The sequence below is a fragment of the Limosilactobacillus reuteri genome (assembly GCF_034259105.1).
Taxonomy (GTDB): Bacteria; Bacillota; Bacilli; order Lactobacillales; family Lactobacillaceae; genus Limosilactobacillus; species Limosilactobacillus reuteri_G.
Genome location: NZ_CP139478.1, coordinates 46,366 through 62,580, shown reverse-complemented (window position 1 = coordinate 62,580; position 16,215 = coordinate 46,366). Strand labels below are relative to the sequence as shown.

Genomic DNA, 16,215 nt, shown 5'->3' with positions numbered 1-16,215 from the left:
GTAAAAATAAGAGAGGACCGTGGCAAGTAATTCCGTGGTCCTTTCTATCAACTATTTATTTTAAAATCAACAATCCGATACTGCTCTTCTAAATTAAAAAGCAATTTGACCGCTTGCTGACCCAATTTGCGGGGTTGTAAGTCAACTTTCTCTTCTTGATTAATTAACATCCCCATCAACCGACTATTGTTAAAACAAATAGTTGGTAAATTAAATTCTTGTAGTTGCCGTATTAATCGTACCAGCAACAAGTCATCAACACAAACAATTGAATCGATTTGCGGATGTTGTTTAATAAAATCTTTAACTGCAAGTCCGGTTGGCGAATATCGCCAGCTAAGAGCAGGAAGTTGATGATTTTGCATACTCTGCTCATAACCTTGATGTCTATCCTGTTCAAATACCCAATTACTTGCAGATTGAAGAAAGACTGGATGGCTGACCTCCTGATGATCCATCAGATAATCAGTCGCCGCTTGCCCTGCCGCTACGTTATCATTGTCGACAAACCGATCTTGGGCCTTATCCGGGTGACCGATTACCACAAAATTAAGGTTATTTTGGCGCAGGTAATTAGTAATGGGGTCATCTTTAACCGTATAAAGTACTAAAAAGTTATGCACCTTGGACTGTTCGACCATCGATTTTACGCTTTGTAAAAGGTCGGTCGTAGTTGGCGCAATTGCCACAACCATTTCATAGTGAATCGGCTTTAATGCCATGCTAATTCCCCGTAATAAGTCAATATGGAACGGGTTGGCAGGCGCAGTATCACTGGTTACTGGAAAAATAATTCCGACCATGTTCGATTCGCCCCGTGTTAGGTTCTGTGCATTGTAATTTGGTTGATAGCCCAACTCTTTAGCAATCGTCGCTATTCGTTGTCGTGTTTTTTCACTAATTCGTGGATTATGGTTTAAAGCTCGAGAAGCAGTCGAAACCGATACCCCTGCTTTTTGTGCAATATCTTTAATTGTCGCCAACTAATCACCCTCTTTTGTAAATAACACGAACTCTCCTAATTCTAACAGGTAAAGCCCCATTTGGACAACTGGAATCCCTTCCATTAGATTCAAAGCTTCTTTGTAGAGCTCTAATTGTCCCCGATATCGGTCCTTTATCCGTGCCAAATTAAAGTCGCGGTAATCTTTATTAAGGTGATCGGTCTTATAGTCAACTAGAATAATTCCCTCGTCAGTTCTTAAGTAGCCATCAATGATTCCGTGAATTAAAATACGTTCATCATCACTAACATTTACCCCTTTAAATAATTCATGACCATTCATAATCATTGAGAACGGTACTTCGCGATGATAATCTGCCGAATGCTTTAAGATCTTCTGACCAACAGCGGTCTGATAAAAGGCCACTATTCCCTCACGATTGATTCGTGCTGCCACAACCGGATTGATCAATTTTTCTCCTACTAATTTTTGAATTTCTTGATCAACAAATTCAACATTAATTGGACCTTCATCAAGTGGAAGTTTTTGAAAAACAAGGTGCGTTGCTGTTCCGATTTCTGTTGCCACTGGTTCATGAGTAGTCTGTTGGATGAAAGCCGGAACATCAAAGTTATTATTTAAGTAAATCCCTTGCGTCTTTACCTTTTGTTGTTGATCATAATCCCACCGTGCCATATCACGTGTATCAGGATCTTCAAAGACCCGTTTTACATCTGTAACAGATTGGTAAGCAGTTGTTTTAGTAGCGACAAGATGGGGGTAACGATAGCGCAAAATTTGCTCAATCTTTTGTTCAGAAGCATCAGTTGCGACTGTATTGTTCTTTTCCGTTACATTAACACTAGCATTTTTCCCGACTCTTACTAATCCATCGCTAACATCAAGCGCGGTATATGTTTTTGCAATAAAGTGAGGATCAGCCGCCAAACCAGTAACTTTAGTATCAGCGAGAGTGCTTTCTTCTAACGTGACATTTCCACGACTCAATTGTTGCGCATTGAATTCTGGATAACGAGCCAGGGCAAGGCCAACCCAGTCCATAAATGAATTTGCAGTGATCCGTGGCTGCGGGCCAATTAGTAAATTCTTACTCTGATAAGCTTTTTGCCACCGCTGCCATGATCCAGCAAGGCTTTGTGTCCGCATTTCTTCATTAAAGGATCCCGTAATAACTAATCGCTGTTCCGCACGGGTCAGTGCAACATAGAGAACCCGAAGATCTTCTGCCCGTTCGCTGCGCTGAATTTCTTCAATTACTGCTTGCCGTTGTGGCGTATCATAAATGACCCGTTGATCATCCATGTAACGAATCCCTACCCCCGCAGCGGCATCGACAACTGCATTTTCACGAACTACTCCTTTGTTAAAACCATGCGTGGCATCAATTAGAAAGACTACGGGGAATTGCAGCCCTTTGCTTCCGTGAATTGTCATAACATTAACCGTGTTTGCGGTTAACTGTGTCGGTGCTACGCCTAAATCCTTATCATGTTCCTGCATCTTCTCAATAAAACGAATAAATTGATAAAGGCCCTTAAAACTGCTTTGTTCATAGGAGTGCGCACGTTGATAAAGGGCATGGAGGTTTGCTTGCCGTTGGTGGCCACCTGGCATTGCCCCGACGTAATCAAGGTAACCTGTTTGGTCATAGATCTGCCAAATCAAGTCAACAAGGGTTTGTTGCTGGGCTGTTTGTCGAAAGAGACGAAGCAACCCTAAGAAGTGATCTGTTTTTTCATAGAGGGCACTTACCTGTTCAGAAGTAAGGAGCGATTGATGGCGAAGCGCTTTTCGCTGGTAATTACCCATAAATGATTGCAGGGCAGCGTAGTAATCAACAGAGCGATTCTGAAGACGGATAAAAGCTAATTCTTGGTTAGTTAACCCGACAATCGGTGACCGCAGAACTGCAGCTAATGGGATATCCTGTTGCGGATTATCAATTATCTTTAACAAGGACATCATTACTCGCACTTCAGTAGCTTGGAAATAACTTTCAACATCATGAACCGTCAATGGAATATTAAGTTTATTAAACTCTTCCATCAGTGAATTATTGATTGCCTTTGTCCGTTCAAGCAAAACAATATCACCGTACTGAATCGGATGCATCTGCCCATCTTCAGGATGAAAAATTAACTCTTGATTTTCGACCATCTGCTTAATTCGCATCCCAATCATCCGAAATTCTCCAGCTAATTTATCATCCTCGTGTTCAATATCTTCTTTTTCTGGATCAAGGGCATTGGCGTCATACAATAACACTTCTGTTGGTTGAACCTTATTATCTTGATTTTCTTCGTAATAAGTGGCCGCATATTTTAAATGGGCATCTTCGTCGTAATCAATTTCACCGACTTCTCTATCCATCAGTTGTTCGAAAAGGACATTGGTAAAATTCGTCACATTAGTCATCGACCGGAAATTTTCCCCTAAAACAATTGCCTCCCCGTCGTTGCCTTGACGATAGTTTTGATATTTCCCGAGAAATAATGTTGGATCAGCTTCACGGAATCGGTAAATCGATTGCTTAACATCCCCCACCATAAATAGGTTTTTGCGTTCAGGAGATGTCAATTTCATCAAAATACTTTCCTGAAGGCGGTTCGTATCCTGATATTCATCGATCATAATTTCCTGATAATGACTTTGCAGATCTTTGACAAGGGTTTGCCAGTTTGGCTGGTCGTCTGGTGGCGTTAAAATGGCGTACGCGTAGTGCTCCAAATCACTAAATTCAAGGACATGCCGATTCAGCTTAGTTTGTTGGTACCGCCGACGGAAATTAATCGTTACTGCGCTCAATTCTCGTAAAAGTTCCTGGGCATGCGTTGAAATTAATCGAAATTGGTCTTCACGATAATTAAAGAAGCGATCAACTAACTGATCAAATTGCTTTTTTATCCCTGTGCGAGCACTTCCCAGTGATTTATATACTTCTTCAGCTAGCTCATCATCTTTCGGTTTACCACCCATTCGTGCAAATTTAGCATTAGCAAATAAGTCCCGGATAGTATTCCAAGTAGGTGGTTGCAATAAGTCTAAAAGCTCCTGCATCATCTGCTGGTCTTTTTGCAATGAATCAACAGTTTTAGCATCTAATTGACTTTCAGTTGCTTTGCTTAACAAGTCTGTAAATTGATCACGGAAAGTCGTTAGCTCGGTTAGCAGCTCTTCTTTTGCGATCGATTCCTGTGCTTCCTGCCTTCCCAAGTAAATACTTACGGTTTGTTCCCACTGCTTCTTTAGCTGATTACGCTGCTTTTGAATGTCTTTAAATACATCAATCCGTGGATCATCTGCCGCTGGTCGCCCCCGAAAACTACCAAACTTTTGTTGCGCCATCATTTGGCAAACATCACTGACGGTAATACCTCCTAGGGACGAAAGAAGTTGGTGCATCAACTCTTCATCGCTCTTAATAACCTCAGCGGCTTGGTCTAGTCCGTTATCGCTAGCTCTTGTTGATAATTCACGATAATCTTGAATAAACTGATTGAGCTTTTCGATGACCAGGGGCTTTAGCTGTTGTTGATAAAAATTAGATTCTAATAGTGAGCCAGACCCCAAATCATAATTATCTGGTAGTTTTTGGAGCCACTTTTCGGGGTCAGGCTGGGCATTAGCAATTTCATATAACCGTAAAATCAAGTCATCGAGTCCTTGGTCATCACGGTCACTAGAAAAGTTGAGAACTAGTTCGCTAAAGGAAGCTCTTCCTGGAACTTTTTCTTCAGCATTTTTATATAGTTCTTCACTAACTTCATGCCAGACATCTTCTTGAAGTAACAATCGCTCCGTTTCATCAGTTAAGAGCCGAAATTGTGGATCAAGGTCAATCAAGTAGTAGTAGCGCTTTATTAACTTTAAACAAAAAGCATGAATTGTACTGATATCTGCAGCCGCAAGCCGGTTGATTTGATTACTCATCCGGTCACGTAAATCTTTGGGATTAGCTGAATCTTGTACTATTTTCTGCAAGGCTGTCCTGATTTTATCCCGCATATTCTTTGCTGCCGCGTCCGTAAATGTTACAAGCAGCATTCGATCAATGCTTTGCCCTTCTTTAATTAATTCAATTGTCCGATTTACTAGCACAGCCGTTTTTCCTGATCCCGCCGAAGCTGAAACTAGAATATTTTCACCACGGTCATTTATCGCCTTGGATTGAGCAGGCGTTGGTTTAAATCCAGCCATTACTTCTTATCCTCCTCATCATCGTCTTGGATTACATTATCAAATGCTTCTTTTGCTAAATTAGGATTTAGGTCGCGGTAGTTTTGCTGGTCAAGCATATTATCAAACTGAAATACGTCTAAAAAGTCACTATAATCAAGTCCTGTACGACGGTTGCTTCCAGTTAATAACCGGTAAGGATTCAGTTTCAAGTCACCACTCAAAATTTGATTACCCGCATTAATCACAAGTTCCTTATTCATGTTTTGCAGCCAATCAAGTTGCTGCGGCGTAACGAGAAGCGCTTCTTTATTAGCTTTAATTTTTCCATTCTTATATTCTTTAAGGGGGTACAAGAATGCTTGTTTATCTAAGCTCTTATCTAACTCCCGCAATAATTGTGGATCATTCAAGAGGATTCCTTTGTATTGGTGCTCTTTTAATTTCAAATCATCGAGGGAATTTTTCTTTAACTCGGCAGCCTTAATTGTCGGATTATTCAAACGAAGATATAATGCCCCTGCCAGTCGTGGATTACTCGTTTCCAATTCAGTTAAGTTTGCCTGTAACCCGTTAAGGTAGGTTAAAAGTTGGAGAGAGAGTCCATAATAAGCCGAAGTGAGATCAAAAAGATGATTACTCGACTTATAGTCAACGACCGTCAAGAAATTATCGTTTCCTTGCTTAAGATTATCGATTCGGTCAATTCGTCCCCGCAGATAAATATGATGATTATCTTTAAGCGGATAATCAAGAGAGCCAAGGTTGCCCGACTGCTGGTTACCAATTCTTCCAAACTGAACTTCGGTTTTAACTGGCTGTGAGCCGGTATATTCAGCTTGGCGGCATAATGTAATTAACATTGTTTTAACAATGGCGGTTAATTGTTGATATTGGAATTGAGCTTGGGCTGAAGAATTAATGAGACGCAATAAAGTTGGCTGATTCTCTTGAGCTGTAACTAATGCATGATCAATCAGCTGGTCACGTTGCATCTGATTATCTTTGTGGGCAAGGTCTGCAAATAACAAATTATTTTCTCGAATTGTTGTAACAAAAGTCTCCATCGCTTTATGGAAGAAGGTGCCGATACGATCATTAGATAAGGTTAACTCATCTCGTTTTTGCAACCTCAAGCCATACTTAAGGAAATATTCGTACTGATTAATATAAAAATCTTGCAACTGCGAAATCGAGGCATATAATACCCGCCCGCGCTCATCATCGGGTGCCGTTCGGAGATAAAGTGCCTGAGCCAATTTATTTCCCAGGGAATCAATCTTGTTTTGATAATGGAAACCAGCAGCAACTAAAGATAGACGCTGACCTAGTGATATTCCTTCTGCTTGAACTTTAGTATCTGCTGATTGTTGCCATTGCTTAGCTAACTTAACCAACGATTCAGCAACTGTTTGCCATCCAACGGGCATGACCGGTTGCCGATCAATGCCAACCCCTTGCTCATCACGAATTTGCCGGCTAACTTCAACTAACCGGTTTATTGTCGCAAGCGGGGCACTAACAAAATCAATAGCATTCTCTTGTCCGACCTTGCTAGTAGCTAATGGATATTCACGAACCGGTTGACCAAAGTAACGAGCCATATCATACATATATGGCGATACACTGAGTTCCTTATCATCACTATCAGTTTGCGGTGCCGAGAAAATCAACTGTTCCTTAGCATTCATAAAACCAGTATAGTGAACAAATGGCTCGTCAATCAGTTGGTCAATTGCCGTTCCAGGAAGGTATTGGAAATCTTCATCAAGATAAGCACTCAAAATATCCTTATCTTGGTCCGTTAGCAAACCATCACTTTCTTGCATTTCTGGCATCACATCATCAGTCGATCCAATCATAAAAACTACTTTTCGATTTTCGCTTTGGACAATTCCCGTTTCAGAGACTACCACTTGATCTAACGTTGCCGGAATCTGGGAATACTGGGCCGCCGCAAACCCTGCCTGGAGTAATTCACTAAAATCTGCAAGGACCTCACTAGTTCCATCCCGTAGTTCTTGTTGGCCCAAGATTTCCACATATTCTTGGAGAATTTGGCAAAAGGTAGCCCAGACTTGTTGTGGTTGGCGCGCGAGGTCTAAATCCCGGGTACTTTGGTATTGCTGCCAAGCATATAACCGGTCTGTAACTCCCACGGCAGCCAAGAACTGGTATAACGCAGTGGCAAGTTCTTGTCCTGTTTGTGCTTGTTTAAACTGGTCGAAAACTGGCAGTAAGTGGTTTGCAACAAAATCTTTTACAAGGGCTAATTGGTCATTTAATTTTTTTAAACGTGACTGTTCATACTTTGGATCTGTCAGGTTCGTTCCTGGCGCCTGCCATAATTGCTTAATCTTTTCTGGATCATTAGTTGTCCAAGCACTTTTTCCTTCAATTGCCTGCTTAAGGCACCAATTCTCAGTGGCGAAAACAGCTGCTTGGAAATCACTTAGCCCCATCAGATCGCCAGTACCTGCCCGTGGAACAAGTAACCATGTCTTCAGCAATTGGATGATATCTGCTGTTCGATAGCCCCGCTGCGGTAATTCTAATAATGTCGTAAGAAGCGTTACTAGCGGATGGTTATCCATCAAGCGTTCATGGTCATTAAAAATTGGAATATTATGTGCCGCAAAAACTGGTTCAATCATTGTCTGATAACCGTCAAGATGGCGACTAAGAATAAGAAAGTCACGATAACGATATTTACCACTAGCAACTAATTGGCGAATCTGGGTGGCCACATTATTCAATTCAGTCATCCGATTGGTAGTTATCATAAATTGAATATTTTGGGGACAAGAAAGCTCTTCCCGCTCGCTGGGGCCAATTGGCTCGCTTGCATAACGCTTAAAATACGAATCAACTTGTTGTAATTCCGCACCAACACGAGGAGTCGTCGCAAACGCTACATTTTGCAAAACCTTTACTTCTTTTTGATGCATTTGACCAAATTTCCACAAACGGTGAAATTGCATCGCTGAGGAATAAAACAGGTTATTTTTAGGAGGAAGTTCTTGGGGATTTGGATGGTTCTGATCTGGATATCCACGATCAAGAGTTAAAGAAATAGTTGTCGATGCGGCATTCGTAATTAATGCATCTACTACCTGTTGCTCATTTGCAGTAAACTGAGCAAAACGGTCAATAAAGAAGTGCATCTTAGCAACTTCTGGTGATTTTTGAAGGTAAGACACTAATTGCCGGTATAACTCACTATTACCAATGTACTGGTCCCGTAACCGGTCTTCATAAGCATGATATATAATTTCAACATCATGCATTTTAGCGAGCCACGCCTGATTAGCTGCTGGATCATTCGCTGACTTCACCCGGGAAATAATATCGGTTAAGTCATCAGCGGTTATGTTGGCATTTTTTAATTCTTCAAGCTGGGCTGTCATCTTTTGAATAAATCCAGCTTGTTTTACTTCGCTCGCATATAAACGGAGCTCACTTGCCTGTTCTTGAATAACTTGGGAAGTTAGCATCGCCATCCCAATTTTAGAAAGGTGTTGTTTTTGAAATGCTGGAGTATCTCGTAAAAGGTACCAAGCAAGCCGGCTAAACGAAAGTACCTGTACGCGTGAAGAGGCGAACCTGTCACTTCCGCTAAGTCCTTGACGATCACGAAGACCAGCAAGGACATTAATTTCAGTTTCAAACTTAATATGGTTAGGCACCAAATAATAAAAGCTCTCATCAGCTGATGCATTCTTTATCTGGTCAACTAATTGATCAATCAACACTTGCTGATGATCCATCGCTGCTGTCCCTAAAACAAATCCCAGTGTTCTCATAATCTTTAATCCTTTCTATCGCTTAAATTGCTCCTCTAATTTTATCATAAAACGAACATATATTCTTTAGCTAAAAAACGGGATCGAGACAGAAGTCATAAGTGACTTCTGTCTCGATCCCGTTCTATCATTACAAAATTGGGGACAGCAGACGTGACACCGTTTGTTTAACTCTTAACCAGCGCGGTTGCTCAGCAAACATTGCAGGTGTAATTACCCGGCATTCACGAATATCATTAACAAAAATCCGCTCAAGATCGTCTACTGTATTTTGATTATAAATAAAGGCATTAATTTCGAAGTTTAATTTAAAACTCCGAAAGTCAAGGTTAGCAGAGCCGACAGAAGCCATTCGACCATCAATCATCATTGTCTTAGCGTGAAGGAAACCCTTTTGATAGTAATAAATTGTTACACCATGATTAGCAAGCTCACGAGCATAATATTGCGTTGCCCGATATACAAAGGCATGGTCAGGCATTGAAGGAATCATTATCCGTACATCAATTCCTGAATGAGCCGCTACTTTTAACGCATCCAAAATACTATCGTCGGGGATCAAGTAGGGAGTTTGAATCCAAATATGATCTTGCGCTGCATTAATTAGACGTAAATATCCCATTTTAATTTTTTCCAATGGCGCTTCCGGACCGCTAGAGACAGTCTGCAATGCAACATCCCCATGAACTCTAATTGGTTGGAAGTAAGGATGGTAATGCACAATCTTATCTTTACCCTTTTTCATTGATGCATTCCAGTCGCCGATAAACCGTCGCTGAAGGCCATAAACGCCACCGCCGATAATTCGAAGGTGGGTATCACGCCATGGACCAAATTTAGGAACGCGTCCTAAGTATTGGTCCCCAACATTAAAACCACCAACATACCCAATCTCACCATCAATAACAACAATTTTCCGGTGGTCCCGGTAGTTTATCCGAAAATCAAAGAAATTACTTCGGGACATCAGGAATGGGGCTGCATAACCACCGACTTCCCGTAAATGATCATAGAAACTTGGCCAGACTCCCATCGAGCCCCAAGAATCGTAAAGAACTCGCACTTCTACTCCCTCAGCCGCCTTTTGTTCAAGCAGAGTCCGTAATTCATTACCAATTTGATCATTATAAATTGTATAAAACTCAATATGGATACTCTTTTTCGCTGCTGCAATATCATCAAACATTTGCTTAAAAAGCACATTACCATTTGTGAAAATATCAACAGTATTGTGCCGCGTCAAAAACGAATCATCAATACTTTGAAAAAGCATGATGGTCCGTCGATAAATCTGGACGGTTTGATCTTTAGGCTTCGGCATATTGATGAATTGCTGCTTTTGCTTTTCTAGTGCTTGTTTTAATTTTAGCTGCGTTTGTGATTTTATTCTGGCTAATTGTTTATGCGGTAATTTTCGCCCAAAGAAAGAATATAAAATAAAACCAAACCCAGGAATCAGCATTAACACCAACAGCCATGCCCAAGTTGCAGCAATGTCTCGTTTTTCACGGAAAACAGTATAAATGGCTGCAATTTCATTGACGAGAATAACCAGTAGCAAACACCACCAAATAATTGTCCACGTTAATGCCATCGCTTATCCTCCATTCATCTCATTGCTTTTCATTCTAACGCAAACTACTTCTTTCTGAAATATAATCTCGCCTATTTTCTCCGCTGAATAAGGCTAAATGTCGTACAATAGAAATATTATTAATCACAAGGGAGGATACTAATGGCAGAAATATATTTACGCCGCGCCCAGACCCAAGATTTAACGGCGATCATGAAGATAATTGATGATGCAAAGGACCTTCTAAAGAAAAATGGCAGTCCGCAATGGCAAAACGGTTATCCAAATCGAGAAACTTTTGCTCAAGATATTGCAACGCAAACAAACTGGGTATTAATTAATGGTAATAAAGTAGCGGCAACTGCGACTCTTCAGCTTACCCCAGAACCGACCTACCGTAACATTACACAGGGAAAGTGGCAACAACCAGATGAACCTTACGCTACCATTCACCGGGTCGCCATCAGCAGTAATTATCGCGGACAAGGACTTAGTAAGTTGCTCTTTTCTAACTTGCTAACAGTTGGTCAAATGCAAGGAATTAAGAATTTTCGGGTTGACACTCACCGCAATAATAAAGCGATGCAGCACATTGTCGAAAATTTCAACTTTAAAAGACGAGGAATGATTAAAGTTAATGATCAAAATGATCCCGAGCGATTAGCCTATGAACTAAACTTAGGAAGCCATCATAAGCTTACTCGAATCAATAATAATTTTATGCAACCATTGATTGATAAGCTATAGGACGCACAAAAAAATGACAGTTTAAAACAATAAAGAGGTTGGGGAGTTCCCAGCCTCTTTTTGTATTTATTAACCGTTTTGGATTAGTTGTGGCGCTTCTTTGAGCTGTAAGTGATACCAAGTGTACCAAGTAATGCAGTGGCAGCTAAAGCAACAATTGACATAGAAGATTGATTTACCTTTTGTGATGATTCACTCTTCTTAGCAGATGCTTGCTTCTTAGCAACAGTGTCAGCTTTTACAACTGACTTCTCATTGTTGTCTGCTTTAGTGGCTTTATTATCAGCAGTAGAAGCAACCGGTGTTTGTGTACCACTATTTGTAGCAGCAGCAACTGCAGCTGTTTGTGTTACAACTGGAGCTGAACTTTCATTACTCTTAACAGTGTTTTCAGCAGAATGATTTCCTGTAGTGACAACTGGTGCAACTGCAATTGGCGTTTGCGTAGCTGTCTTTACAATCGATGGTGCTGAAACTGGTTGAATGCGTCCAGTAGTTTCAGCTTGTAGACGGTTTGTAGCCGTTGGGAAAGCAACAGTATCAACATTGCCGTCATTAGCTGCTTCCACTGCTGAAGGAAGAACAACAGTATTATTTGCTAACCGAACTTCATTAGCTCTCTTAGCATCTTCACGTTGTTGAATAGCTGCTAATTGAACGTTGAATTGTTCAGCAAGTTTGTTATAAGCAGCCTTGTTTTCAGCCTTTAGTTCAGCAAGAACAGCATCACCATGGGCAATAACTGCTTGGTGTTGATCTTGCAATTGCTTGATTTGTGGGTCAATGCTTGGAACAAGTTCATTAATCTTAGCATCAAGCTTTGCATTTTCAGTTTTCTTGATATTAGCGATCTTAGCGTCACGATCAGTAGCAAGCTTTTGTGCGGCTACTTGATCAGCCTTTACTAAGTTTTGGTAGGCACTGTCTAATTGAGCCTTGTAAGCTTGAAGATCAACAGCTCCAGTAGCCTTAAGAGCAGCATCACGAACACTAGCTGCCTTAGTAACTGCAGCATCATAGTTAGCTTTTACTTGAGCTTTCGCATCATTATATTGTTGTTCAAGCTTATTTAAGTTAGCTTGGTGGGCACTAGCTAATGCATCAAGAGATTGTTGTGCTTGTGCCTTAACATCAGCTAATTTTTGTTGTTCGCTAGCAGTAGCTTTTTGCACATCAGTAGCAGTTGGTGTAACTGTCTTTGTCCCTGGTACTTTATTAACATGATATTGAGCAGTCTTAATAGCATTTAATTGTGCATCTACAGTTGAAGTTCCCCATACATTACGATTTTGAACTTCTTTAGTTAAGTTAGCATCGTGATCAATGTTAAATCCGACATGATCAAATGTTACAGCATATGATGGGTTCTTGCGATCAGAAACACCTGAACCATTCTTAGCAGTCATTTCATCAGTTAGCTTTTGGAAGCCAATTCCCACAGTGCGAACACCAGCGCGAAGAAGATTGACTGCATGTCCACCGATGTGTGTTGGGTTTACCAATTCACCATAGTACATACCCTGCATTGAGTTGTAGAGATTAATAGCATAATTTAGAAGAGTTGGCGTTCCAGCTTGCATAGTAGTTAAGTTTTCATTAACGTCAGTGTAAACTGTCTTACCATTAAATTCGCTTGTTAAACTCTTTTGCAAGTTTTGGGTGGCATTATTAATAATGCTACTATAAGTTGCTTCGGTAGGCATTCCACTGTCTTTAACAGTATGGCTATTATTATTAACATTGTACTTTGTCCGGTTAGCAACAACTTGGTTAGCAATGTTATCAGTAAAGTCAGTACTTACTAAATCAACTGGAGCAACGTTTACAAAGCTATCATTCTTATTAACCGCATTGTAAAATTCACGGTAGTTTTGGAAAACATTGTTACGGAATCCATTTTCCCATGAAAGAGATAATGCCCGTAATACTTGGACTTGGGCAGCTGTTAATCCATCAGCAGAAACTTTTTCTGAATGATCATTTTTAGCATCGTAACTTAATAGACCTGGTTGAAAATCTAATGGCATCTCTGAAATATCATGTGGAGTTGAGTCAGCAGCCTTGTTCGTAATTACTGCACTATCAGGATATTCACCATAGTAAGTATTAGCAAATTCAGGATAAGTATAATCAGATACAGGAATAGCACCATTATAGCCACGAACTTCTAGATGAATTCCGTATTTTGCTACATAATCAGGAACCTTAACATCTGTTTGTGGTTTAGCAACTCGGCCAGTAACAGCAACCTCATTAGTAGTTGCGACTTCATAAGGCTTGTTAGCATTAGCAGTTGCGGTTGCAAGAGATGCTTCAGCATTTTTAACATTTTCTGCATTAGTTGCTTGTTGAGCAGATAGCTTACCTTGGTAAGTATCATTTTCCTTAGCAACAGCTGAGTTGTAATTATTGGCCGCAGCCTGTGCTTGGCTTGTCTGCGTATTAGCTGCATCACTTAAAGTCTTTTGATATTGTGCATTGATATCAGCAACAGCTTGTTGATTTTCAGCAGCTTGACTAACAGCTTGTGCGTACTGTTGATCATTTGCTGCACGTTGAGTGGCTTCGTTTTGTTGTTGTGCGTTAATTTGTTGTTGGTATTCAGCATTAGCAGCTGAAGTTTGCGCCTCAATAGAAGCAGCAGTGGAAGCTTGTGCTTGTGCGATAGCACCGGCTTGTTCTTGTTCTAGAGCAGCATGACTAGCTTTTAATTGATCAATTTGTGCGTTGGTTTGTGCAAGATTCGCAGCATTTGATTGCTCGTTAGCCGTAGCTTGTTGAGCTTCTTTACTATCATTTGCTGATTACAATTGTGCAAGTTGCTGATCAGCGGTTGCTCGAACTTGGTCGTAAGTAACTTGGTCATTACTTACTTGTGCATTGTTTTGACTATTATCAGCGTGTACATCTGTCGTTGAAGTGGTGGTAACGACACCTGCTGTCAAGATTGCCCCCGCAACCAAAGCAGTTGAACGCCAATTATTTGTATTCGAATTTCTCATTTTAATAAACCCCCGTTTATGAAAAAATATTCAAAAGAAAATAAATTATTCATGCAAGGTTTATTGCTTAATGACTTAACAGTTCCTACTATATCAAGGTTTTGAGGGATTACAAGTAGCACAAATTTTCAAACGGTTATTTTCATATTTTAGCTATTCACCCGTTAAATAGCTTTTCTTATCAGCGAAATAACTGTTCATTAATCACTCGAACAAAAATCAATGTATGGAATAGTTCCTTATATATCAACGATTATAAACTAATCAAGCAATCAGCCAACAGCTAATATCATTGGAGTTGTTTTTATATATTTGAACACCACAACTAGTTTCAAAAAAATTTAAAAAATTTTAAAACCGTTCCTGTGATAATTATAGGCCATTAAATCGCCTTTTATTTATCACCCCAAACACCTAAATATCTTCAATTTCCGCCTTACACTTTGATACAAATGTTGCAACAAAAGACATTCGTCAGAAGATGCAACAACTATTTTTAAGCTTTTTGCGTCCTTTTCGTCCCATTATTTAACAAGTGGTAATTTATTAAACCTTTGATATAACAACACTTAAAACACTTACATTTAACAAGAGCATCCTTTAATCGACTCCATTTTTCATATGTTTAGATAAGATGATAAGTCAACTTTATCACTAACCATTTTTTACCCTATTTTAGGAGTTTTTTTGCCTATTTTTACTTTAAATCCTACACCTACTTTTACGAGCATTTTATGCATATTACTATTTACAATTCCTACCCTTTACTCCAAACTAGGGAGTAAAAACTATTTAAGGAGCTGACTCTAAGTGAGAATCACTACTGCTCACCTTTATAAGATAAATCTGCCACTCCAGACTCCATTTATAACGAGTTTCGGCCAAATGATAACTAAAGATTTCACCTTATTAGTATTAAATGATGAAGATGGTTATTCTGGATACGGAGAATGTTCCGCATTTAGTTTTCCTTTTTATACGGAAGAATTCAGAGATAGTGCTTATCTTTTACTCAAAAACACTCTTATTCCAATGATCCTTAATCAGGAACTCACTTCTCCTGCCGAATTGAAGGATCTCTTTACGAGTATTAGGAGAAATAGTATGGCAAAAGCGGCAATCGATACTGCTATGTGGGACTTATACGCCAAAAGAAACCATCAGTCACTCGCAAAATCAATTGGTGGGAATAAAAAAGAGATACTGGCAGGCATTAGTATCGGAATCCAACCTTCTCCCGAGCTTTTAGTTACTAAAGTACGTCAGGCAGTGAAAGCTGGTTATCAGCGTGTAAAAGTCAAAATTAAACCTGGTGCCGATTACCAATATCTGAAATCAGTCCGTAATGAGTTTCCTCATCTAATGTTAATGGCTGATGCTAATTCAGCTTATCGTTTAAGAGATATTGATTGCTTAAAACGTCTCGATGAACTTAACCTCTTAATGATTGAACAACCTCTCGAAGCCGATGATCTCCTCCATCATGCACAACTCCAACAACAGCTAATTACTCCTATTTGTTTGGATGAGAGCATCAATAGTCTTGCTGATGCACAGGCGATGGAGCAGCTAGGAAGTGGTCGAATAATAAATATCAAAATTAGTAAGGTTGGTGGGCTAATTATTGCTAAAAAAATTCAATCATTCGCGCAAGCTCATCAAATAGCCTGCTGGTGCGGAGGAATGCTCGGATCAGGAGTCGCGCGTGCAGTTGATATTGCGGCAGCTACACTTCCAGGTTATACCCTGCCAAATGATATTTCTGCCTCACAGCGTTACTTCGCTCACGACATTATTAATCCTGAAATTAAATTAAACGATGGTAAAATCAATGTGCCAACTATCCCTGGTATTGGCTATGAATTAAACTGGAGCACTATTCACCGTTACTCTATAGAAGAAACAAGTTTTTAAATGTAAAAAACGCACGAACTAACCCCGTTGAGTTA

The 16,215-nt window shown here is 40.0% G+C and carries 8 protein-coding genes; 2 read left to right on the top strand and 6 right to left on the bottom strand.

Annotated features, from left to right (window positions below; genetic code table 11):
- Positions 1–47: 47 nt before the first annotated feature.
- The 4 genes from SH603_RS01255 to cls all read right to left on the bottom strand — a co-directional run bounded on the left by SH603_RS01255 (position 48) and on the right by cls (position 10,538).
- Positions 48–983, bottom strand: coding sequence for a LacI family DNA-binding transcriptional regulator (locus tag SH603_RS01255; RefSeq protein WP_169471879.1), 936 nt, complete (start codon positions 981–983; stop codon positions 48–50).
- Positions 984–5,162 carry a helicase-exonuclease AddAB subunit AddA gene (gene addA, locus SH603_RS01250; RefSeq protein ID WP_321533985.1) on the bottom strand — a complete coding sequence of 1,393 codons (4,179 nt, stop codon included), beginning with the start codon at positions 5,160–5,162 and terminating at the stop codon, positions 984–986. It lies immediately after the preceding gene.
- Positions 5,162–8,944: a PD-(D/E)XK nuclease family protein gene (locus SH603_RS01245; protein WP_321533984.1), complete on the bottom strand. Its 3,783-nt coding sequence runs from the start codon at positions 8,942–8,944 to the stop codon at positions 5,162–5,164. Before SH603_RS01245 ends, addA begins: the two co-directional genes overlap by 1 nt.
- Before the next feature lie 130 nt (positions 8,945–9,074).
- Complete coding sequence (gene cls, locus SH603_RS01240; RefSeq protein WP_169471882.1) at positions 9,075–10,538, bottom strand: cardiolipin synthase; 1,464 nt, start codon at positions 10,536–10,538, stop codon at positions 9,075–9,077.
- 141 nt (positions 10,539–10,679) lie between these two features.
- Between cls and SH603_RS01235 the strand changes: the two genes are divergently transcribed.
- Positions 10,680–11,264 (top strand): GNAT family N-acetyltransferase, encoded by a 585-nt coding sequence (locus SH603_RS01235; protein ID WP_169472600.1) that lies wholly within the window; start codon positions 10,680–10,682, stop codon positions 11,262–11,264.
- 83 nt (positions 11,265–11,347) lie between these two features.
- Here SH603_RS01235 and SH603_RS01230 read toward each other — a convergent pair whose 3' ends face one another.
- Positions 11,348–13,291 carry a hypothetical protein gene (locus tag SH603_RS01230; protein ID WP_321533983.1) on the bottom strand — a complete coding sequence of 648 codons (1,944 nt, stop codon included), beginning with the start codon at positions 13,289–13,291 and terminating at the stop codon, positions 11,348–11,350.
- A gap of 777 nt (positions 13,292–14,068) precedes the next feature.
- Positions 14,069–14,266, bottom strand: coding sequence for a hypothetical protein (locus SH603_RS01225; protein ID WP_225437170.1), 198 nt, complete (start codon positions 14,264–14,266; stop codon positions 14,069–14,071).
- A gap of 810 nt (positions 14,267–15,076) precedes the next feature.
- On the opposite strand from SH603_RS01225, the gene menC reads away from it, so the two are divergent.
- Positions 15,077–16,180 (top strand): o-succinylbenzoate synthase, encoded by a 1,104-nt coding sequence (gene menC / locus SH603_RS01220; RefSeq protein ID WP_169473793.1) that lies wholly within the window; start codon positions 15,077–15,079, stop codon positions 16,178–16,180.
- Positions 16,181–16,215: the final 35 nt, after the last annotated feature.

Bases quoted from the DNA above. Each gene is read 5' to 3' on its own strand.
- SH603_RS01245 (WP_321533984.1), bottom strand. From the start codon at position 8,944: ATGAGAACACTGGGATTTGTTTTAGGGACAGCAGCGATGGATCATCAG.
- SH603_RS01235 (WP_169472600.1), top strand. From the start codon at position 10,680: ATGGCAGAAATATATTTACGCCGCGCCCAGACCCAAGATTTAACGGCG.
- SH603_RS01230 (WP_321533983.1), bottom strand. From the start codon at position 13,291: ATGCCATTAGATTTTCAACCAGGTCTATTAAGTTACGATGCTAAAAAT.
- addA (WP_321533985.1), bottom strand. From the start codon at position 5,162: ATGGCTGGATTTAAACCAACGCCTGCTCAATCCAAGGCGATAAATGAC.
- cls (WP_169471882.1), bottom strand. From the start codon at position 10,538: ATGGCATTAACGTGGACAATTATTTGGTGGTGTTTGCTACTGGTTATT.
- SH603_RS01225 (WP_225437170.1), bottom strand. From the start codon at position 14,266: ATGAGAAATTCGAATACAAATAATTGGCGTTCAACTGCTTTGGTTGCG.